This window comes from Fusicatenibacter saccharivorans, from assembly GCF_015557635.1.
GTDB lineage: Bacteria > Bacillota > Clostridia > Lachnospirales > Lachnospiraceae > Fusicatenibacter > Fusicatenibacter saccharivorans.
In genome coordinates, this window is sequence record NZ_JADNOP010000002.1 from 119,024 (window position 1) to 138,609 (window position 19,586).

The following is a 19,586-nucleotide window of genomic DNA, read 5'->3' on the forward strand; positions in this document are numbered from 1 at the left end:
TTTTACCCCACACCGCCATGTAATACAACCTTTTTCTGAACACATGTAACGATTGTGTTTATTGGATTTTTATACAGTAAAAGAGCCAGCGGGGTACGCTGGCTCTTTTGGAGAAGGTATTTCTCTTATGGGGTGTAGCAAAAACTATATAATGTATTGGGGGGTTTTTACAGTTATTATAGTACCATACGTCCCTCGAAAAGTCTGCACAAATCGCGATTTTTTTTCATTTGATTCTTATTCAAAATAACGATGAATTTTTCCGGCGTTTCGGATTTTCTGTTTTAATTTGCACAAACGCCCGTAAAATCGCAGAAAAAAACCTGCAAAAAACTTTTTTTGTTCTCTGCAGGTTTTCTATTGCAAATAAAAAGATATCAGATTTCTCCAGAAACTTCCGGTGCTGTTCCTGTCATCTGTGCTTCCTGCTCAAAAATGGCTTCGAATTCAGCACGGCTCAGCTTCTCTTTTTCCATCAGCTGCTTTGCACACTCATGCAGCACATAGGAATGCTCCAGAATAATCTGTTTCGCCTGATCGTGGCATTTCTCGATCATCTGGCGGACTTCCTCGTCGATGGCTGCGGCTACATTCTCGCTGTAGCTCTTCGTATGGCCCCAGTCGCGGCCGATGAAGACCTCATCCGAGTCGGAATCGTAAGCGACAAGACCAAGGTTCTCAGACATACCGTACTTCGTAATCATGGAACGCGCGGTAGCCGTCGCCTGTTTGATATCCTGGGATGCGCCCGTTGTGATATCGTCGAAGATCAGCTCCTCTGCCACACGGCCGCCGAGGCATACGGTGATGTACTGCATCATTTTGCCTCTCGTCTGGAACATATCATCGTTCTCCGGCTGCGGCATCGTGTAGCCCGCTGCGCCAGGACCGGTCGGGATAATGGAGATCGTATAGACCGCCTCCATATCCGGCAGCATATGGAACAGGATTGCATGGCCTGTCTCATGGTATGCGGTGATCCGTTTTTCTTTATCCGAAATGACTTTACTGCGCTTCTCCGCACCGATGCCCACTTTGATGAAAGCAGACTTGATATCGGACTGGCGCACAAATCTTCTGCGGTCCTTTGCCGCCATAATCGCTGCCTCGTTCAGCAGGTTCTCCAGCTCTGCGCCGGTGAAGCCTGCGGTCGTCTGCGCGATCTGTTTCAGATCCACATCCTCGGCCAGCGGTTTGTTCTTTGCATGGACTTTCAGGATTTCCTCACGGCCCATGACATCCGGCGGTCCTACAACCACGCGGCGGTCAAAACGGCCCGGACGGAGAATCGCCGGATCCAGGATATCGACACGGTTCGTCGCTGCCATCACGATGATGCCCTCATTGACGCCGAAACCATCCATCTCAACGAGAAGCTGGTTTAAGGTCTGCTCTCTCTCATCGTGGCCGCCGCCCATGCCGGTGCCTCTTCGTCTTGCCACGGCGTCGATCTCATCGATGAAGATGATGCACGGCGCATGTTTTTTTCCTTCCTCAAACAGGTCGCGGACACGGGAAGCGCCGACGCCGACGAACATTTCCACGAAATCCGATCCGGAAATGCTGAAGAACGGCACGCCTGCCTCTCCTGCAACAGCTTTCGCCAGAAGGGTTTTACCGGTTCCAGGAGGGCCCACAAGAAGAACTCCTTTCGGGATTCTCGCACCGACCTGTGTATATTTCTCCGGTGCTTTCAGGAAATCGACCACCTCAACAAGGTCTTCTTTTTCCTCTTTTAAGCCCGCAACATCGCGGAACAGGACTTTTTTGTCTTTGTCGGTGGACATATGGGCGTTGCTTTTTCCAAAATTCATCATTTTGTTTCCGCCGCCTCCACCGCCGCCCATGGAGCGGTTCATCATCGACATGCCGAAAAGAAGGATCATGCCGAGCAGCAGGGCCGGCAGGACGGATGTCATGAAAATGCTGTCTCTCTGGACATTCTGCACGGTGTACGTTACATCAGCATCCTCCAGAAGGCTGATAGCTGCGTTTACGTCGGTCACATTGACCGTATAACTGTCACCGCCCTGCTCCTGTACCACGACGGAGCCGGTCGGCACTTCTTTGTTCTGGACAATCTGCGCGGATGTCACTTTGCCGTCTTTTACGGCGGTTTCAAATTTCTGCTGACTTGGGCTGCTGCCTGCGCTGATTTTTCCGGTGATATAGAACATGGCAAGCACTATAATCACCATAAACGCCGCGTAGAGTCCAAATCCACTGCGCTGTCTGTTCATATTTTCTTTTTACTCCTCGTCTTCGTGAAACTCCACTACTCCGATGTATGGAAGATTCCGATATTTCTGTGCGTAATCCAGACCGTAGCCTACGACGAACTCGTCCGGGATATCAAAGCAGGTATAATCTACTTTGACATCGCACACTCTGCGCTCCGGCTTGTCGAGCAGAGTACACAGGTGTACGGATTTCGGATTTCTCTTTTTCAGGATGTCGATCAGATAGTAAAGCGTTCTTCCGGAATCGATGATATCCTCCACGATCAGAACGTCTTTTCCTTCCAGCGGCTGATCCAGGTCTTTTACAATACGGACAACTCCGCTGGACTTGGTGTCATCGCCGTAACTTGATACGGACATAAAGTCAAGGCTTACCGGCACTGTGATGCGTTTTGCCAGCTCGCACATAAAGAATACGCCGCCTTTTAAAACGCAGATCAGGTGCACTTCTTTTCCTGCGTAATCACAGTTGATCTGGTCTGCTACTTCTTTAATTCGTCTGTCTACTTCTTCTTCGCTTAATAATACTCTGATTGTCTCTTTCATCTGTTTTCCTCCTTACCAACGCCAATCTGTATCTGCAGAACTGCTTTCGCATCTTCCCCGACACGGCCGCTCTCTCCTCTGCGATACCCCACGACCCACCAGATCTCCGGTCCGTCGGCGAGCAGCAGAATGGAATCCCGCTCCTCTTTCGGTATCTTGGCATCAATCATATAATCTTTTAGTTTCTTTTTCCCGCCTTTTGCGGTTACTCTCAGATAATCTCCGCTTCTTCTCGTGCGGAGGACAAGACCGTCTTTTATTTTATCACAGTCAAAGCATTTCGTATACTTTTTTTCTTCAATTCTTTCGGGAAAAACCGATGTTTTTTTCACAATCGTGACTGGATTTTCTGCAAATGCGAGACTTTTTTCCTCTTCCCACCCGGCCGGAACCGGAATTGGAACTTCTTCGCCGCTTTTCCTTTTCCGTTCTTCTTTTAAATGCACTCCCTGCTTTTCCAGGCGGAGCGTCTCGTATCCGCGCACGGCGGTGATTCCATACGGCAGGCAGACACTTTTTCCGACCTGCTTTTCAAAAAGTTCCCGCACAGATTCCAGATGCTCCCTGGTAAGATCCTTCCGTTTTCCCGCCAGCTGTTCCAGAACGCGCCGGATCACGTAGCGCTGCAGAAGAGGCGCTTCGCTGCTCACCGCATCACGCAGCACAACCGCATTTTTCTCTGCGGATGCATACCGCTCCATCAGCTGATCCGTCTGCCGCTCCAGATATTCCTCCGTTTCCAGCAGGTCCAGCGATGTCTGTGCCATATGCGCGGCGGCACGCGGATTGACCTCTTCGGTCAGATACGGCAGCACATGGTGGCGGATTCCGTTCCTCGTGTAAGCATCCTCTGCATTCGTGCTGTCCTCACACCAGGAACACTTCCGGCTTTCCAGTTCCTGCCGGATCTCTTTTCGTCCGATGCAGAGAAGCGGACGGATCACATTCCCCCGCACGGGGCGTAAGGAGGCAAGTCCGGCCAGCGACGTTCCCCGTGCCAGGTGATGCAGCATCGTCTCCGCAACGTCATCCTGGTGATGGGCGAGCGCAATTTTCACTGCCCTCTGCTCCTTTGCGCACGCTGCAAAAACTTCCTGCCGCGCCGCGCGTCCAGCCTCCTCCGTCGAGAGATGATTTTCTTTTGCGATCTTCTCCACGGGACAGGAATAGAGATAGAACGGAACATCATATTCCCGGCACAGATTTTCTGCAAATGCCGCATCCCGCCCGGCTTCCGCGCCGCGCAGGTTATGGTTGACGTGGACAGCCAGCAGCGAAAAGCCAAGCGGCTCCTGCAGTTCCCGCAGCAGATGAAACAGGCAGACGGAATCCGCGCCGCCGGAGAGGCCGAGCAGCACGCGTTCGCCTGCCGTTACCATATGATACTGTTCCATAAAGGCTCTTACTTTCTCTCGCATCCTTCGTTTTTACTCCTATTTTTTCCAGATTCTGGCGACCAGAACCGTCATATCATCCCGTGCGCGGCAGCCGCCGAGGCGCAGCACGCGTTCCAAAAGCTCCCGGGCAAATTCCCGCGGCTCGCTGTTTTTCACTTCGAGAAGAAGCTGCTTCATCTGCTCCGTCCTGTCCCCGGGCAGCGCGTCCAGCACTCCGTCCGTCATCATCACAAGGTAATCACCGTCGTACAGCTTTTTCGTTGTGGTATCAAAATCCGTCTGGGAAACGAGACCTGCGGCAAGACTGGTCGACTCCACAACCTCCACCCACGTATCCCGCCTAAGGAACGTCGGCGATGCACCTCCTTTCAAAAAGCTGCAGACGCCTGTGTAGAGATTAATCGAAGCAACATCAAACGTGGAAAACATCCCTTCCTTTGGCTGCAGCAGAAGCATCGAATTGATCATCCGTGCCGCCATGATCCGCGGGAATCCGGCGCGCAGGAACTGTTCAAACAGCTCCACCACCGTCTCGCTCTCCCTGTTTGCCTCGATCCCGGAACCCATGCCGTCCGACAGGCAGAGGACAAACTGGCCGTTTTCGCAGAGCACACTGTAATTGTCCCCGGAGATACTCTCCTGCTCCTTGGTGATGCGTCCCACACCGTAGAGAACCTGGAATTTCACATCCTCCTGAAACAGCACCGTCTGGTATTCTCCGCTTAAGACCTGTGCCCCGTCGCGTACCGCAACCATCGGGATTCCGCACAGGGAACCGATCAGTTCCGCCGTCTGGCGAAGCGTGATCCGGCAGTGACGGCCCGCTTTGACCGTCATATAGATCTGTAAATGCTCTTTCGGCCGCTCCTGGAGCCAGATTTTCTGGACGAAAGCCCCGTTTTTCTTCATCTGGCGGCAGATTTTTTCCGAGAGCTCGTCCGGCAGACTGTTGAGGCTGTACAGATCACACGCGGCGCGGTCCATAATCCCGGCGACTTCACTTAACTGTTCTGCCACCACGCGGCGGCTCTCCGCCACACGCCCCGACCAGAGCGCCGTCTGGCGTTCCTGCTGGTAGCGGTTCCAGAACAGTTCCAGAAAGCGGGAGCCGTTCAGGCAGGAGGCGTTCCATTCGCCTTTTGCACGGCTGATCTCGTCCTCATCCCCGTCGGCGATTGTCTGAAGAAGTTCCTGGCACCGCTCGCGCGTCAGGTTTCCGTACTGCTCCCAGCACCACGACGCCTTCGCACAGCGGCTGCAGACTTCCTGCTGTTCTTTTTCCAGAATCTTGTCCACCCGGCCCATCTCCGGCATCACACTTTTTGACGGCATCTGATAAAAGCTCTCTGCCAGAACGCGGAACGAATCGGCGTAGTGCTCCATCTGCAGTTTCTGCGGATGATTGTCATAGACGGCCGCTTCCCGGCGGCTTCTTCTGGCTTCCAAAAAAATTTTAGCCATGTCCCCTGCTGACAGCAATGCGCCGATCAGGAACATGGCAATGATCCACTCCGGCATGTTCCGCTCCTCCTCTCTTTGTTCTGGACTTCAAAGGGGACTGCGAAATCATGCCCTTTCTTTATCTGTTTTGTTTATTTCGACTGGGATTCTTTAAATAAAATCTCATTATCCTTTACCATGCCAAGTTTTTCTCTTGCCGTTTTTTCTATGTACTCATCGGTTTGCATGTATTCTTTCAAGGCGGTAATATCATCGGTGCGCTGCTTCTCCTCTTCAATCTGGCTGTCCAGACTGGAAAGACGGGATGCATTTGCATTGACCTTCTGCTGAAGGCTGATTCCCTTTACGGTAAGGACTGCAACCAGGCAGCACAGGACTACGGTAATTGAGAACTCTGTTGTACGGCTCTTCTTTCTGACTTTTTTCTTTCGGCCAGAATTCTTTTCTTCCCTTTCTTTCATTCTTTTCTTTACCCTTGCTTTCTATTTTCCAACCGTCTGCAGCCAAACTATCTGTTGTTTTTCGTCCGCAGACTTGTTTCTTTTGTTCTTACATGTGTAGTTACATCTTACCGTTCTTCCCATGAAATTTCAACCTTTTTCTCCGTTTTTTCATACTTTTTACCAGCCATTTTCCTGGAAAAGCGAGGATTCGCCCTGCTTTTTTGATTCCCTTTGCCAGAAGTTCCGGAAGAAAGCGTCCAAACGATGCGTGGTACAATGCAGCGCCCCCAAGGATGCCGCCAAACAGATACCCGCGGAGAACGCCGCTGTTCTCTCCGTAAATCCGTACAAACAGATACAGCGCTGCCGCAATCCAGTAGCAGAGGTCCTCTGCAGATACCGCCGCATGGCTGTGGCGGATCAGTTTCCGCGCTGTCTTAATCAGATCGTACCAGAACCCCAGGACTGCCCCCTGCCAGATGGAACAAGCGAACAGAATCAGCTCCCGGGTGACATACGCACTCATTTTTACCGGAACAGCCGCGCAAGCGCAGACCCCTTCTTCTGCAGCGGCCCATGTTCCGTATAGACCAGGCTGTCGATGCTGCCTTCGATATCCGCCTCTCCCTTTTCCAGCTCCAGGCGGCCCACATGCAGCTCTTTTCCGCGGATGGTAAGAACACCGCAGACGGTCACGAGCAGAACTTCGTTCTCATCAAAGCTTTTCACATCCTGCACGCCGCCAAGAGAAAGTGTTTTCCGCTGTTCCAGTAAAAGGCGGTGCGCCTGTTCGTTCATCTCCCCCATGCAAAAAACCTCCATACAATGGTCTATACACCCATTATATGAAGGTTTTCTCTTTTTATTCGCTGCACATGAATCCTGCCGCACTTCTTATAAGTAGCGGTAAAGCTCCTGTGCTTCTTCTTTTTTCACGGTTTCCTGCACATTCAGCACTTCTACCCTGACGGATTTACTTCCGAACTGAATTTCCAGTACATCTCCTGCCTTGACCTGTGCGGATGCTTTTGCCGGTCTGTCGTTGACGAGGACACGGCCTGCATCACAGGCTTCATTGGCTACGGTACGCCGCTTGATCAGTCTTGATACTTTTAAAAATTTATCTAAGCGCATAGATTTTTACTTAGTTCATCATGTCCTTTAAAGCTTTTCCTGCTTTGAATTTCGGAGTTTTGGAAGCTTTGATTTCCATGGTCTCGCCAGTCTGCGGATTTCTTCCTTCTCTTGCTGCTCTTTCGGATACTTCGAAGGTACCAAAGCCTACCAGCTGAACTTTCTCACCTTTCTTTAATTCTTCAGATACTACATCGATAAATGCTTTTAAAGCAGCCTCTGCATCTTTTTTGGATAAATTTGTCTGCTCAGCCATAGCTGCAACTAATTCTGTTTTGTTCATGAGTTTTACTCCTCCTGTATCTTACATTTGTTTTTTACATGGTACGCGGGCCCGCTGATACACACGACCTGCCCTGCCGGCTGTTTTTCTTCCGGATGATCAGTCTGTTACGTTGACCGGCTTTTTCGCGTAGCTGTATATATTTATATACTAATGCGTCTCTCTTGTCAAGAAAAAAGTCCCCCATACCAGCGGTTTTATGGCGATTTCTGCCCAAAACAGACTCTTTTCCACCGCACGGTTAAAAGAAGGATCCCTTAACAAACCGCAGCCAGTCTGCCTGCTGCGCATTGAGTGTTTTTAGTTTCTCCGTATTCCGCCCGGATATCCACGATTTTCTGCTTCCGTAGTAGCGGTTTGCCAGTTTCCAGTATTTCCACGGATAGGAAAGATAGAGGCGGAGTGTCTCGATTTCCCCCTCATCGAGCGGCCGTCTGGCGCTGTAGGCGTTTAAAATCCGTTCTGCCGCGCGCTCGCTCCAGCCGTGTTTTTCCAGAATTTTCCGCATAAAATAGCCAAGATCTGCCACCTGGAGATCGAAGTTCCACTTGTCGAAATTGACCGCCGTTTCGCCTCTGCCGTTTTCCAGCAGAATATTGTGCTGGCTGAATTCCCCGTGGCAGACGGCGCCTTCTTCGTCCGCCCGCTGCCGCAGTTTTTCATAGGAAGAAGCTTTCATTTCCGCGGCCGCCCGCTCTCCCTGTTCCAGATACGGACCGGCGCTTGCCAGCAGCAGTTTTTCGAACTCATTTTTCTTCTTTTTTGTCTGCAAATACTTTCGGATCTTTCGAATTTCCACATTGTGGCGGATGCACTCCTCCACGATGGATTTCCTCCGGTATTCCATTTTCACCGGCAGATGAGCTGCCGTATGTAGCCGCGCCAGCGCGTCCGAGGCGCGGATAAGATCCTCACTGTTTCCCGTCTCACATTCCCGGCCCGGGTACCAGTTCCGCACAATGTACGTTCCTCCGTCGTCCCCGCGCGTTGCAAGCGCTCCCTCTTCGTTCCGCAGAATCTGATCGCACCGCAGGAGCCCCGACTCCGTGATGCGGCACTGTAGAAGATACCGCTGCTCCAGTTTTTCCGCCGCCGTCCCGAACTCGCTGATCAGCTTATCCCCCTGTTCGGTGTGGCACAATAAAGCGCCCCGCACCCGCATTGTGCCGGAAGCCGTAAGACCGTAATGGGACAGCACACTCAATCCATAATCATACAAGAGCCTGACTCCTTTCCCTGTTGTGATCGTTTTTGGGGTCACGATTCAATGTATGCGTATCCGCCCTGTGCCATGCATACTGGTTTCTGTTTTTTCTTTCATCCCAAAAGCAATGTTGAAAGTGTTTTCTTTTTCTCTTATTTTATTGTTTTTAATTTCACCGCATGGTAAAATATTCCAAACTTGACAGGATGAAAAACACCTGTTATGGGGTTCTCTAAAATCATTTTATTTTAAGGAGGGTTTTTATGATTTTCTTACCACAGCCATCTTCCCTTTCCTACGGAGAGGGCACCTTTACAATTCACTATGACAGCCGCATTTTTCTCGATTCCGAGAGCCCGGCTGAGCTTTTTTCTGCAGCACAGCTTCTGCAGCAGGAGATTGAGACACAGACGGGATTCCGTCCTGCCATCTGCCGCCGTCATCAGCCGGTGGGATCACACCTGATCTATCTGACTGCCTCTCCGGAATTATCCCGTGAGGCTTATACCCTCGCTGTCACACCGAAAAACATCACGATCTGCGGATCTCTGGAAAGCGGCGTTCTCTACGGCGTGCAGACACTCCGTCAGATGATCCGCCAGGCAGGTGCTGTTCTTCCAACCGTCCTGATCTCCGACAAACCGGCCATGGAAAACCGCGGCTTCTACCACGATGCGACCCGCGGACGTGTTCCGACGCTTTCCTATCTGAAACAGCTTGCCGACACCTTGAGCTTCTATAAAATCAATCAGCTTCAGCTCTACATCGAGCACAGCTATCTCTTCGACGATCTGACCGAGATGTGGCGCGACGATACGCCGCTCACTGCAGAGGACATCCTCGAGCTGGACCGCTACTGCAAGGGACTTGGCATTGATCTCGTTCCGTCGCTTGCAAGCTTCGGCCATCTGTACAAGCTGCTCTGCACGAAATCGTATGCACATCTGTGTGAACTGGAAGGCTCTGCTTCGGCTCCGTTCTCCTTCTATGACCGCCAGGCGCACCATACGCTCGATATCACAAACCCGGAGAGCCTCTCCCTTGCCAAACACATTCTTTCCGAATATATGCAGCTCTTCTCCTCGAAGTATTTCAATCTCTGCGCGGATGAAACGTTTGACCTTGGAAAAGGGGCTTCCCGCGCACTCGCCGAGGAAAAGGGAACCACCGTCATCTACACCGAGTTTGTGACAGAGCTTGCCAACTATATCACTGAATCCGGCCGCACGCCGATGTTCTGGAGTGATGTCATCAGCCAGGAGCCGGAAGTTTATCATCTCCTGCCGAAGAACCTGATCTGCCTCCACTGGGATTATGCGTCAAATGTTTCATCGGAGCGTCTGACCCGCCTTGCCAATTCCGGTGCCGAGCATCTGTATGTATGCCCGGGCGTACAGGGATGGAACCAGCTCATCAACAAGTATCATGAGGCGTATGAAAACATTTCCAGAATGGCGCGCTACGGCCACGAATGCCATGCGATGGGACTTCTGAACACTGACTGGGGCGATTACGGCCACATCAATCACCCGGACTTCTCCCGCATCGGCATGATCTACGGCGCGGCGTTCTCCTGGAATGCAGACATTCTGCCGGAGGAGGAAATCAACCGCCAGATTTCCGTGCTGGAATTTGGTGATGCTTCCGGAAAACTCGTTTCCGTGCTCGATCTTCTCTGCCATCAGGATGCGTATCCGTGGCGCACTGCCGTTATGGTACAGGAAGCACTCGAACTGCATCAGGACAAAGAAGAGGCTGCCGAACTGCTCCGCTCCTGCGCGGAAGGTGATGCGGATGCAGCAAATGCTTCGATCGACGCGCTCTGCGCCGTTCTGTACGAGAAAGCCGGCACCGTCCGCCCGGAGAACCGTCCGATGATCTATGCGTACCTGCTCGCCGCAGACGGCCTGAAAGTGCTGAACCGCCTGCTGCCGTTCCTGCGCGCTTCCCTTCTTTCCGAGGGCACTCTGCCGGAGAAAGAAGACTGTTTTGCACTCGCCGGAGATCTCGAACGGTGGCTGCACAGCTATAAAGAGCTGTGGCGCACCGTCTCCAAGGAGAGTGAACTGTACCGCATTGCCCATGTGTTCTGCTGGTATGCGGATCTGCTGCGTGATCTGAACGCATAAAACCAGCAAAAAACAAAAGAGAGCCGGGGACGGATTGTTCTGTCCCCGGCTCTCTTGTTTGCCGTTTTGGCTTTACAGCAGTGTTTTTACGTACTCTGTCAGGTATTCTTTTGTATTCTTCGCCGGATCTTTCATCACTTCTTCCAGCGCCGCGTTCAGGCATTCGCCGATTTTCGGGCCTTTTGGGACACCGAGTTCCATCAGATCTTTGCCGGAAACGGCCAGCGTTTTCAACGTAAAGCAGTCGCCGTTATCGAGAATTTCTCTGACGCACTCCCTTACCTTCCCGATCCGTTCCAGGGTTTCCTCCCGCTGGTACAGGCTTTTGGCCATCGTATCGGCTTCCTGCACGATCATCAGTTTTTCGAACAGCTCCGGGCCGAGTTTGTTCAGAATACGGCGGATCACCGGTTTCTCCGGAGCCATGCGGCAGTCATGCCAGCGGATCAATGCTGCGACCTGGCGGATGGTTTCGTTGTCGAATTTCAGACGGCGCAGAATCGCTTTCGCCATTTTCTCCCCCGCCGGTGCGTGGCCTTTAAAATGATCGATGCCGGCCTCATCCGTTGTGCGGCACGCCGGTTTTGCAATGTCGTGGAGCAGCATCGTCCAGCGCAGAATCGGATCTGCCGGAACGTGCTGCAGAGCGGCAATCGTGTGCTCACCGACATTATAGCAGTGGTGCGGATTGTTCTGCGGCGTTTTCATCAGTTCATCAAACTCCGGCAGCACAATTTTTGTAATACCCGCCTCATAGACGGCCTCCATGTACTCCGGCCGCTTCGAGATCAGCAGTTTATTCAGTTCCACACGGATCCGCTCGGCGCTGATTTTTTCAAGCGTCGGCGCGAGTGCTATGATGGCATCCAGTGTTGCCGGATCGAGTTTGAAGCCGAGCTGTGCGGAAAAGCGGAGGGCACGCAGGATCCGCAGTGCATCCTCACTGAACCGCTCGGTCGGATTTCCGACACAGCGGATGACTTTGCGCTGTAAATCCCTGATTCCATCGAACAGATCCACAAGCCCCTCTTCGTTGTTGTATGCCATCGCATTGATCGTAAAATCACGGCGGCGCAGATCCTCGGCGAGGCTGGAGGTAAAGACCACTTCTTTCGGATGGCGGCCGTCCTCATACTCTCCGTCGATGCGGTACGTCGTGACCTCGTGCGCGCCGCTTCCGGCCAGAACTGTTACCGTTCCGTGCTCCAGTCCCGTATCCACGGTGCGGTCAAAAATTTCTTTTACCTGCTGTGGGGAAGCAGAGGTTGTAATATCCCAGTCGTCCGGCTCCCGCGCAAGAATCGTATCGCGCACACAGCCTCCGACCGCGTACGCCTCGAAGCCTTTCGCATGCAGGGAATCGATTACCATATTTACGCTTGGCGGCATTTTTATCTTCAAATTTGTTATCTCCTTTTTCTAAATCTGCTTTTCCAGTATAGCAGTTTCCTTTTTCTACCGCAAGTGTGGTTGCGGTTGTATTTTGGGGATTGCATGTGTATAATAGAGGTTAATAAAATTCGAAAGGGGATTTACATTTTTATGAAACTGGATCGTTACCGAAAATATGTCCGGGCCGGCGTTACTGCCTTTCTGGTACTTGCAGCGTCCATGATTTTTTACTACCTGCTCTTCCACCAGACTTCTGTGCGGACCGCCTTTCACAATGTCCTCAACATTCTCTCCCCCCTGATTGCAGCCCTGATTCTTGCCTATGTGATCAGCCCGATCATTAACTTCATAGAACAGCGGATCATCGCCAGACTCTTTGCCCGGCACAGAAAAACACAGTCGGTACGCTGCAAAAAGCTTGTGCGGGCGCTTTTGATTCTTCTGACGTACGTCGCCATGCTTTTCGCGCTGTACGGACTCATTGCGACCCTGATCCCGGAGCTGTTTTCAAGTATCGCAAACATCGTCTCCAACTTCTCCAACTACGCAAACAACATTCAGGATTTTGCCACAAAAGTGCTGGCGAATTACCCGGAGATGCAGCAGACGGCAGACCAGTACATCTCCACGTTCTCCGCAAAGCTTTCCAACTGGCTGACCAATGACCTGATGCCGATGCTCCGTACGTTCCTTCTGAACCTCTCCGGACAGCTCGTCAACATGGTTACGTTTTTCAAAAACATTCTGCTTGGCGCGATCGTTGCGATCTACATGCTGTACAACAAGGAAAGCTACATTGCCAAGCTGAAAAAAGCAGTCTACGCGCTGCTCGGTCTGGATCACGGAAATGCCGTGATCCGCGACTGCCAGTATGTGAACCAGGAATTCAGCGGGTTCCTCGTTGGAAAAGTCATCGATTCGATCATCATCGGTGCCATCTGCTATCTTGTGACGAGCCTGATCGGCACCCCGTACGCACTGCTGGTCAGCGTAATCATCGGTGTGACGAATATCATTCCGTTTTTCGGCCCGTTCCTCGGCGCCGTTCCGTGTCTTCTGCTGATCCTTCTGATCGACCCTCTGCAGGCACTGTATTTCCTGATTTTCGTCGTTCTCCTGCAGCAGTTTGACGGAAATTTCTTAGGACCGAAAATCCTCGGCGAAACGACCGGCGTGTCCAGCTTCCTTATCATCATCTCGATTCTGATCGGCGGCGGCTTCTGGGGTGTCTTTGGCATGATCATCGCCGTTCCGGTCTGTGCCATTATCTGCACGGTCTGCCGCAACTTCGCCAACCGTCGTCTTGAAAAACATCACCTGCCGGATGACGATGCGTTTTACTTCCACATGGATCACATTGATCCGGAAACGAGACAGGCGATCCCATATCAGAAAAAGAAGATCGACGAGGCCGACGTCTTCCACTTTCCGGGCTACCGGCTGCGCAAAGCGCTGACAAAGCTGACCACGGAAGAGTCTCCGGTTGATGCGCCGTATACACCGGCAAAGCCTTCGACCGAAGAGAAAAACTCAGATTCTTCCGATTCCGATCAAAAATAAATCGTATCTTACAAAAATGCCTTCTGTGCAGACTGTTTCCATTCTGCACAGAAGGCATTTTCTTATTTTTGCTTTTTATTTCTCGATTACAACCGTGCTGAGTGTCTCTGCCGGAAGATCGACACGCATGATATGTCCGTTGACACGCAGGAAGCAGCCGGAATCCTCTTTTGTGCGGTTCAGCAGGATCACAACGTAGCTTCCGTCTGGATTGACTGCGGCCGTTACATCCAGGTTTGCTCCGTATTTGCTCCAGCCGATGCGTTTTGCACCCGGAGCAATATATTTGGAAATGTGGCCGATGTAGTGGTACATGATCGGTTTGCGGTAATGGAAATCATCATCTACAATCAGACCTGAGGTGAATCCCATCGGTACGTGGCGCGGGCCGCCGTCTTTGTCTACGAGGAAGTTCCAGTCGATCCAGCGGTTCATGCCGGCGTTCAGGTTTCCGATCATATCGTGTGCATAATCTGCGGCGTCAAGGTAATCGACGTACTCTGGTGTCTGGAAGTTCACCGGTCCGAAACCACCGTCGCCAAAACCGATTCTGCCCGGCATGTGAAGGGCACAGCACTCGGAAAGCATGAAGGTTTTGTCCGGGTATTTCTGTTTCATCAGCTCAACAGCCTCGAAGTGGTCGCCGGAATACCAGTGGAATGCGATACCGGCTACCATGTCCATGGTCTCCTCGTCAAGGACGGTCAGAACGTGCTCGATCATACGCTCTTTGTTGTGATCCCAGATGAAGATGCCGATCTTGTCCGTCAGGCCTGCTTTTTTCATCTCCGGATACAGATAATCTTTCAGGTAGGTTTTGGACTCTTCCGGTGTCCATACGCAGCTGTCCCAGGTGGTAGCCGCTACGGTCTCGTTCTGCAGGCTCAGCATCGTCACCGGGATTCCCTCATCGAGGTATGCCTGCAGATATTTTACGACGTATTTTGCCCAGCTTCCGTAATACTCCGGTTTCAGGCTGCCGCCGTGGTTTCTCTGCGGAATCTCTTCCGGAACCGGCATTCCCATTGCACCGTAAACAGCAGCATCATTCTTTGCGATCTTCGGTGCAGTTTTCCACTGATACGGCGGAGACCACGGGCTCATCAGAACACTGATCGGCTCTGCGGAGATTTCGATGGCTTTTTTCAGCATCGGAAGGACATATTTGCGGTCGCGGTCGATCGAGAAGGTTGCCAGATCCGGGTCTGCGATCGGGTCTGCGACTGCCTGATACTCCTCAAGGGAATAGTCACAGCTGTCGATCGGCACGCGGACAAATCTTGCATGAAGGCCGTCCGGTCCGAAAATATCCTGTAATGCCTGATTCTGTGTTTCCTCATCCATACGGGACAGCAGGTATGCGCTGCTCTCGGTCATGGCGCCGCCGAAGCCCTCGATGGTCTGGAACGCAAAGTCCGGATACAGGTTGATGACGTTCGACTCAATCATTTTTACGCTCTTGGACTCGTCTTCCGGTGCCAGCGCTTTTTCCCAGGTTTTTGCTTCCCCTTTTACATGGTACGTTGTAATCTGTTTTGCTTTCATTTTCCACACTCCATTTTTCACATGTTTTGCGGCATTTACTGAAAATCCGCTGTTTCATGCTTCCACTATACCATGCTCTCTTCTTCTTGTTTAGTGCCTTTTTCGGCAGAAAATTAGGGCATTTCCGCTTTTTTGATTCTTACCCACTGGCCCATCGGGCGGTCTCCTTTTTCCTTTTCATACCGCTTCTGCATTTCCTTCATGCTGCAGCCGTACCGCTCCTTAAACAGACGCGACACCGACTTGTAGTTTTCGCAGCCGTGTTTCGGCAGAAGTTCCATGATCCGCGCCTCGGGATGCTGCAAGTCGCGGCAGATCCGGTCGAGCCGGATTTCATACAGATACTGGTAGACCGTCAGACCGAGGTACCGTTTCAGAAGCTTCGACAGATAATTCGGCGTATAACCAAAGTGCTCCGCGACCTGCGCCACCGTCAGCTTTTTGGCGTAATGCTCCTCAATATACCGCATGACCTCGCGGATCTGCTGTACGGCCTTCTGATTCTGCGGAATGTGTTCTTTTCCGATCCGCACCGCATAGTCCACCAGTAAGCGGTACAGCGCTTCAAGAAGAAGGCTGTCGAATTTTAACTGATACCCTTCTTTCTGCGCACCGTACACCTCGTCCATCTCCCGGAGAACTGCTTTGAATTCTGCGAGTTTTTGTTTTTCCGCCTCACTGGCCGGTCTTTCATCCACAACAAAGTAAAGCTGATCGTAATGCTCCATGTACTGCAGCAGCATCTCGTACGGAACCTGCAGGACGATGGCCTGATTCGGATAGGCTGTCACGGCGTGGATCGTGCCGGAGTTGATGACGAGAAGTTCATCTGCCCCGATCTGCCGCTCGCCGCCGTCACCGAAACGCACTTTCAGACGGCCTTCCAGAAGATAAATGATCTCCAGATCGTTGTGCCAGTGCGGCGGGTTGCTGTAGCCGCCGTCGTCGATGCTGTGGAAAAAGCGGATGCCGATATCCCCGTTTGCCGTAATCCATTCGAAATTGCTCTCCATGGTGCCCTCCCGTTTCTTGTCTTTTCGTGTATACAGACGAAGCGCGTCTGAACTTTCTGTTCGTTCAGGCGCGCTCCTTCTATTATCTTTTCTGCTACAGGGACATGGTAATTTCCCGCCCTGTGCGGTGGTATTTCTGAAAAGTGACTCCGGACGCCTTCATCATCCGTTTCGATGCGATCACGGACGGGGTGTCCGCGTACTTGTCGCAGTCGTAGATCACCGTTTTGATTCCCGCCTGGATAATCGCCTTGCAGCACTCGTTGCATGGGAACAATGTCACATACAGCTTGGCTCCCTCGAGGCTTCCGCCGCGGTAATTCAGGATGGCGTTCAGTTCACTGTGCGTTGTGTAAAGATACTTGTTTTCCAGCGGATTTTCACTTGTCTTTCCCCACGGGAACTCGTCGTCCGAGCAGCCTTTCGGGAAACCGTTGTATCCCATGGACAGAATCTTGTTGTCCTCGCTCACAATGCAGGCTCCCACCTGTGTGTGCGGATCCTTCGAGCGCATACCGGCAAGCTGGGCAACTGCCATGAAATATTCATCCCAGGAAATATAATCCTCTCGTTTATCGCTCATACCCATTTCCCCTGTGTTTTCTTAACGTACTTTGCTTCCGCTCTTATTTCGTACCGAAGATACGGTCTCCGGCATCGCCGAGGCCTGGTACAATGTAGCCGTGCTCGTTCAGATGGTCATCCAGTGCTCCGACGAAAACATCGACATCCGGGTGAACCTCATGCATTTTCTCGATTCCTTCCGGAGATGCGATGATGCACATGAAGTGGATCTTCTTTGCGCCTTTTTCTTTCAGCATGGTGATGGCTGCCGTTGCAGAACCGCCGGTTGCCAGCATCGGGTCGGTTACAAATACTTCACGGCTTGCGATGTCTGACGGAAGTTTACAGTAATACTCAACCGGTGCCAGGGTTTCCGGATCACGGTACAGACCGATGTGTCCGATTTTTGCTGCCGGAATCATAGCCAGCATACCTTCTACCATACCAAGACCGGCACGGAGGATCGGCACAACTGCCATTTTCTTTCCTTCGAGCTCTTTTACGGTTGTTTTGCAGATCGGGGTTTCAATTTCAACGTCTGTGAGCGGCAGCTCTCTGGTTGCCTCGTAGCACATCAGCATTGCAATCTCGCTGATCATCTCGCGGAACTCCTTGGAGCTTGTGTCTTTCTTTCTGATAATACCGATTTTGTGCTGGATCAGCGGGTGATCCATGATGACTGTTCTTGCCATTTTCCCTTCTCCTTTGTTTTGTTTAAAATTTATTCATTTTCTCCTTCATGCTCAATCAAATGAATCCGGCGTTCGTGACGCTCTTCTCCGGAAAATGGAGTGTTCAGGAAGGTTTCTACGATTTTGATTGCAAGGCCAGGGCCTACAACGCGTCCTCCCATCGCCAGTACGTTGGCATCGTTGTGCAGGCGGGTTGCCTCTGCGCAGAAGCAGTCGGTGCAGAGTGCTGCACGGATTCCTTCCATTTTGTTTGCCGTGATAGAAATGCCGATTCCGGTTCCGCAGATCAGGATTCCCTTATCACACGTTCCGTTCTGGATCGCATGGCCTACTTTTCTGGCGTAAACCGGATAATCAACTGCCTCGTTGCTGTAGCATCCGAAGTCCTGATATTCCAGTCCCTGTTTATCCAGATATGCTTTTACCTCCTGCATCAGCTCATATCCGCCGTGGTCACATCCTAAAGCTATCATTGTTCTTCCTCCTCTTTCAGCCGCGCAAGAACACCTTCAATCAGGAATTCCAGCGCTTCATAACATTTTCCGTATTCGGTAAGCGGTTCCCCGTAAAGGGCGGGGATGTCTCCTGCCAGCCGCAGAAATCCGGCGATCGTCTGCAGATGGGGCGCATCCGGGAAGTCCTCACGGATCTTTTCCCTCTGACTGTCCTCCATCACAAGAAGCAGCGTGTCGTCGTTGATGTCCTCCGCGGTAAGCGGTGTGGTGGTGTGGTCTTTGGCCGAAAGCCCGTTGCGCGCAAGCACTGCCTCTACCTTCTGGTTGACCGGCTGCGGAAACAGAACGACAAGCCCGCGGGAACCAATTTCCATCGGCCACGGAAGCTCTTTGCTCTGCAGAATCGCCTTCGCCATCGGTGCGCGCGCGGTATCGTCCGCGTCCACAAATAAAATCCTGCTGTAATGTTTCACTGTTATACCTCTGCTACTTTGTGGCCTGCGGCTTTTAACAGGCGGTTCATGATCGCCTGCCCCATACGCGGGGTGTCGAAAGCCTCGGAATAAATCACTTCCACGCCGTCCTCATCGAAGTCGCGCAGAATCGCAAACAGGTGATGCGCGATCGTCGCATCTTCGGCGCGCAGCCCGATGCTCTTGATATCTCCTGTAGTGTACTGCTCCCGTGTCTCATCGGTGCAGATTACGCCCACTTTCTTTCCTGCCTTTTCCTGTTCTGCGGCAAGGCGGTTGATTTCCGGAATCACCCGTTCCATCTCGCCCTGGATAATCGTAAGGTCTGCCTTCGGCGCATAATGTTTGTAGCGCATGCCCGGTGCCTTCGGACGCACATGGCTGTCCTCCGCAAGGATTCCCGGATCGACACGCACGGTTCCAAGCACTTTTTCCAGCATCTCTTTGTTGTAATAGCCCGGGCGGAGAATCGTCGGAATCTCCTCTGTAAAATCGACGATAGTGGATTCGAGGCCGATCTCGGCGTCTCCTCCGTCGATGATACAGTCAATTTTGTCCCCAAGATCCTCGATCACATGCTCGGCTTTCGTCGGACTCGGCCGGCCTGATGTATTGGCGCTCGGCGCTGCGATGAAGCCGCCTCCGGCTAAGATCAGTGCGTTTGCCACTTTGTTGCTCGGATAGCGCACGGCTACGGAGGTAAGGCCTCCCGTCGTCTCGAGCGGAACGGCATTTGTTTTCTCAAAAATCATCGTCAGCGGTCCCGGCCAGCATGCAGCTGCCAGTTTGCGTGCACTCTCCGGCACGTTTGCCGCTACGGTTTCGAGGTCCTCCATTCTTCCGATGTGGACGATCAGCGGGTTGTCCGACGGACGGCCCTTTGCCGCATAAATTTTCTCGGAAGCTTTGGCATCCAGCGCATTTCCGCCAAGACCATATACGGTCTCGGTCGGGAATGCCGCCAGACCGCCGTTTTTCAGAATCTCTCCTGCTTTTTCGATCGCGCTCTGATCTATGTTATCTTCTGTCATCCTGGCAATCCATGCCCTCATATG

At 52.1% G+C, this 19,586-nt stretch carries 20 protein-coding genes; 2 read left to right on the forward strand and 18 right to left on the reverse strand.

Translation table 11 applies throughout. The features are described from left to right. Positions 1 to 377: 377 nt before the first annotated feature. The 10 genes from ftsH to I2G42_RS02510 form a co-directional block, all read right to left on the reverse strand. Positions 378 to 2,240 carry an ATP-dependent zinc metalloprotease FtsH gene (gene ftsH, locus I2G42_RS02465; protein WP_055227250.1) on the reverse strand — a complete coding sequence of 621 codons (1,863 nt, stop codon included), beginning with the start codon at positions 2,238 to 2,240 and terminating at the stop codon, positions 378 to 380. Between the two features lie 9 nt (positions 2,241 to 2,249). Continuing rightward, positions 2,250 to 2,786 (reverse strand): hypoxanthine phosphoribosyltransferase, encoded by a 537-nt coding sequence (gene hpt, locus I2G42_RS02470; RefSeq protein WP_195530688.1) that lies wholly within the window; start codon positions 2,784 to 2,786, stop codon positions 2,250 to 2,252. After that, a complete protein-coding gene (tilS, locus tag I2G42_RS02475; protein ID WP_195530689.1) occupies positions 2,783 to 4,204 on the reverse strand; it encodes a tRNA lysidine(34) synthetase TilS in 1,422 nt (473 codons plus the stop codon). Before tilS ends, hpt begins: the two co-directional genes overlap by 4 nt. A 15-nt stretch (positions 4,205 to 4,219) precedes the next feature. Continuing rightward, on the reverse strand, positions 4,220 to 5,701 hold the full coding sequence (locus I2G42_RS02480) for a SpoIIE family protein phosphatase (RefSeq protein WP_195530690.1): 1,482 nt from the start codon (positions 5,699 to 5,701) through the stop codon (positions 4,220 to 4,222). Positions 5,702 to 5,775: 74 nt separating this feature from the next. Beyond that, complete coding sequence (locus tag I2G42_RS02485; RefSeq protein ID WP_022462107.1) at positions 5,776 to 6,105, reverse strand: FtsB family cell division protein; 330 nt, start codon at positions 6,103 to 6,105, stop codon at positions 5,776 to 5,778. Positions 6,106 to 6,205: 100 nt separating this feature from the next. Further along, positions 6,206 to 6,613, reverse strand: a complete 408-nt coding sequence (gene yabQ, locus I2G42_RS02490; protein ID WP_195530691.1) for a spore cortex biosynthesis protein YabQ — start codon at positions 6,611 to 6,613, stop codon at positions 6,206 to 6,208. Positions 6,614 to 6,615: 2 nt separating this feature from the next. Next, positions 6,616 to 6,894 carry a sporulation protein YabP gene (gene yabP, locus I2G42_RS02495; RefSeq protein ID WP_330410109.1) on the reverse strand — a complete coding sequence of 93 codons (279 nt, stop codon included), beginning with the start codon at positions 6,892 to 6,894 and terminating at the stop codon, positions 6,616 to 6,618. An 87-nt stretch (positions 6,895 to 6,981) separates the two neighbouring features. Beyond that, complete coding sequence (locus tag I2G42_RS02500; RefSeq protein WP_022462104.1) at positions 6,982 to 7,221, reverse strand: RNA-binding S4 domain-containing protein; 240 nt, start codon at positions 7,219 to 7,221, stop codon at positions 6,982 to 6,984. Positions 7,222 to 7,231: 10 nt separating this feature from the next. Then, a complete protein-coding gene (locus I2G42_RS02505; RefSeq protein WP_022462103.1) occupies positions 7,232 to 7,504 on the reverse strand; it encodes an HU family DNA-binding protein in 273 nt (90 codons plus the stop codon). Between the two features lie 241 nt (positions 7,505 to 7,745). Beyond that, positions 7,746 to 8,723: a CotS family spore coat protein gene (locus I2G42_RS02510; RefSeq protein ID WP_055227261.1), complete on the reverse strand. Its 978-nt coding sequence runs from the start codon at positions 8,721 to 8,723 to the stop codon at positions 7,746 to 7,748. Positions 8,724 to 8,971: 248 nt separating this feature from the next. Here I2G42_RS02510 and I2G42_RS02515 point away from each other — a divergent pair, with 248 nt between their 5' ends. Further along, on the forward strand, positions 8,972 to 10,837 hold the full coding sequence (locus tag I2G42_RS02515) for a beta-N-acetylhexosaminidase (protein ID WP_195530692.1): 1,866 nt from the start codon (positions 8,972 to 8,974) through the stop codon (positions 10,835 to 10,837). 72 nt (positions 10,838 to 10,909) lie between these two features. Here the strand turns inward: I2G42_RS02515 and I2G42_RS02520 are convergent, their stop codons facing one another. Beyond that, the gene (locus I2G42_RS02520; protein WP_055264848.1) at positions 10,910 to 12,238 is read right to left on the reverse strand and encodes a CCA tRNA nucleotidyltransferase; all 1,329 of its coding nucleotides are present in this window, start codon (positions 12,236 to 12,238) and stop codon (positions 10,910 to 10,912) included. A gap of 141 nt (positions 12,239 to 12,379) precedes the next feature. On the opposite strand from I2G42_RS02520, the gene I2G42_RS02525 reads away from it, so the two are divergent. Then, positions 12,380 to 13,789: an AI-2E family transporter gene (locus I2G42_RS02525; RefSeq protein WP_195530693.1), complete on the forward strand. Its 1,410-nt coding sequence runs from the start codon at positions 12,380 to 12,382 to the stop codon at positions 13,787 to 13,789. Positions 13,790 to 13,864: 75 nt separating this feature from the next. Here I2G42_RS02525 and I2G42_RS02530 read toward each other — a convergent pair whose 3' ends face one another. The 7 genes from I2G42_RS02530 to I2G42_RS02560 form a co-directional block, all read right to left on the reverse strand. Then, positions 13,865 to 15,334, reverse strand: coding sequence for a glycoside hydrolase family 30 protein (locus I2G42_RS02530; protein ID WP_022462098.1), 1,470 nt, complete (start codon positions 15,332 to 15,334; stop codon positions 13,865 to 13,867). 113 nt (positions 15,335 to 15,447) lie between these two features. Beyond that, positions 15,448 to 16,347, reverse strand: coding sequence for an AraC family transcriptional regulator (locus I2G42_RS02535; RefSeq protein ID WP_195530694.1), 900 nt, complete (start codon positions 16,345 to 16,347; stop codon positions 15,448 to 15,450). Between the two features lie 94 nt (positions 16,348 to 16,441). Further along, positions 16,442 to 16,930, reverse strand: a complete 489-nt coding sequence (locus tag I2G42_RS02540; protein WP_055227455.1) for a deoxycytidylate deaminase — start codon at positions 16,928 to 16,930, stop codon at positions 16,442 to 16,444. A gap of 43 nt (positions 16,931 to 16,973) precedes the next feature. Next, positions 16,974 to 17,603 (reverse strand): uracil phosphoribosyltransferase, encoded by a 630-nt coding sequence (gene upp, locus I2G42_RS02545; RefSeq protein WP_022462095.1) that lies wholly within the window; start codon positions 17,601 to 17,603, stop codon positions 16,974 to 16,976. 29 nt (positions 17,604 to 17,632) lie between these two features. Next, positions 17,633 to 18,076 (reverse strand): ribose 5-phosphate isomerase B, encoded by a 444-nt coding sequence (gene rpiB / locus I2G42_RS02550; protein WP_055218692.1) that lies wholly within the window; start codon positions 18,074 to 18,076, stop codon positions 17,633 to 17,635. After that, entirely contained in the window at positions 18,073 to 18,531 is a 459-nt protein-coding gene (locus tag I2G42_RS02555) for an arsenate reductase/protein-tyrosine-phosphatase family protein (RefSeq protein WP_055218690.1), read from the reverse strand. Before I2G42_RS02555 ends, rpiB begins: the two co-directional genes overlap by 4 nt. A 2-nt stretch (positions 18,532 to 18,533) precedes the next feature. Continuing rightward, positions 18,534 to 19,583, reverse strand: coding sequence for an L-threonylcarbamoyladenylate synthase (locus I2G42_RS02560; RefSeq protein WP_118595102.1), 1,050 nt, complete (start codon positions 19,581 to 19,583; stop codon positions 18,534 to 18,536). Between the last annotated feature and the right edge of the window lie 3 nt (positions 19,584 to 19,586).

What these genes read in the sequence shown, in the direction of transcription:
- ftsH (WP_055227250.1), bottom strand. Translation starts at nt 2,240, where the DNA reads ATGAACAGACAGCGCAGTGGATTTGGACTCTACGCGGCGTTTATGGTG.
- hpt (WP_195530688.1), bottom strand. Translation starts at nt 2,786, where the DNA reads ATGAAAGAGACAATCAGAGTATTATTAAGCGAAGAAGAAGTAGACAGA.
- tilS (WP_195530689.1), bottom strand. Translation starts at nt 4,204, where the DNA reads ATGCGAGAGAAAGTAAGAGCCTTTATGGAACAGTATCATATGGTAACG.
- I2G42_RS02480 (WP_195530690.1), bottom strand. Translation starts at nt 5,701, where the DNA reads ATGCCGGAGTGGATCATTGCCATGTTCCTGATCGGCGCATTGCTGTCA.
- I2G42_RS02485 (WP_022462107.1), bottom strand. Translation starts at nt 6,105, where the DNA reads ATGAAAGAAAGGGAAGAAAAGAATTCTGGCCGAAAGAAAAAAGTCAGA.
- yabQ (WP_195530691.1), bottom strand. Translation starts at nt 6,613, where the DNA reads ATGAGTGCGTATGTCACCCGGGAGCTGATTCTGTTCGCTTGTTCCATC.
- yabP (WP_330410109.1), bottom strand. Translation starts at nt 6,894, where the DNA reads ATGGGGGAGATGAACGAACAGGCGCACCGCCTTTTACTGGAACAGCGG.
- I2G42_RS02500 (WP_022462104.1), bottom strand. Translation starts at nt 7,221, where the DNA reads ATGCGCTTAGATAAATTTTTAAAAGTATCAAGACTGATCAAGCGGCGT.
- I2G42_RS02505 (WP_022462103.1), bottom strand. Translation starts at nt 7,504, where the DNA reads ATGAACAAAACAGAATTAGTTGCAGCTATGGCTGAGCAGACAAATTTA.
- I2G42_RS02515 (WP_195530692.1), top strand. Translation starts at nt 8,972, where the DNA reads ATGATTTTCTTACCACAGCCATCTTCCCTTTCCTACGGAGAGGGCACC.
- I2G42_RS02525 (WP_195530693.1), top strand. Translation starts at nt 12,380, where the DNA reads ATGAAACTGGATCGTTACCGAAAATATGTCCGGGCCGGCGTTACTGCC.
- I2G42_RS02530 (WP_022462098.1), bottom strand. Translation starts at nt 15,334, where the DNA reads ATGAAAGCAAAACAGATTACAACGTACCATGTAAAAGGGGAAGCAAAA.
- I2G42_RS02535 (WP_195530694.1), bottom strand. Translation starts at nt 16,347, where the DNA reads ATGGAGAGCAATTTCGAATGGATTACGGCAAACGGGGATATCGGCATC.
- I2G42_RS02540 (WP_055227455.1), bottom strand. Translation starts at nt 16,930, where the DNA reads ATGAGCGATAAACGAGAGGATTATATTTCCTGGGATGAATATTTCATG.
- upp (WP_022462095.1), bottom strand. Translation starts at nt 17,603, where the DNA reads ATGGCAAGAACAGTCATCATGGATCACCCGCTGATCCAGCACAAAATC.
- rpiB (WP_055218692.1), bottom strand. Translation starts at nt 18,076, where the DNA reads ATGATAGCTTTAGGATGTGACCACGGCGGATATGAGCTGATGCAGGAG.
- I2G42_RS02560 (WP_118595102.1), bottom strand. Translation starts at nt 19,583, where the DNA reads ATGAGGGCATGGATTGCCAGGATGACAGAAGATAACATAGATCAGAGC.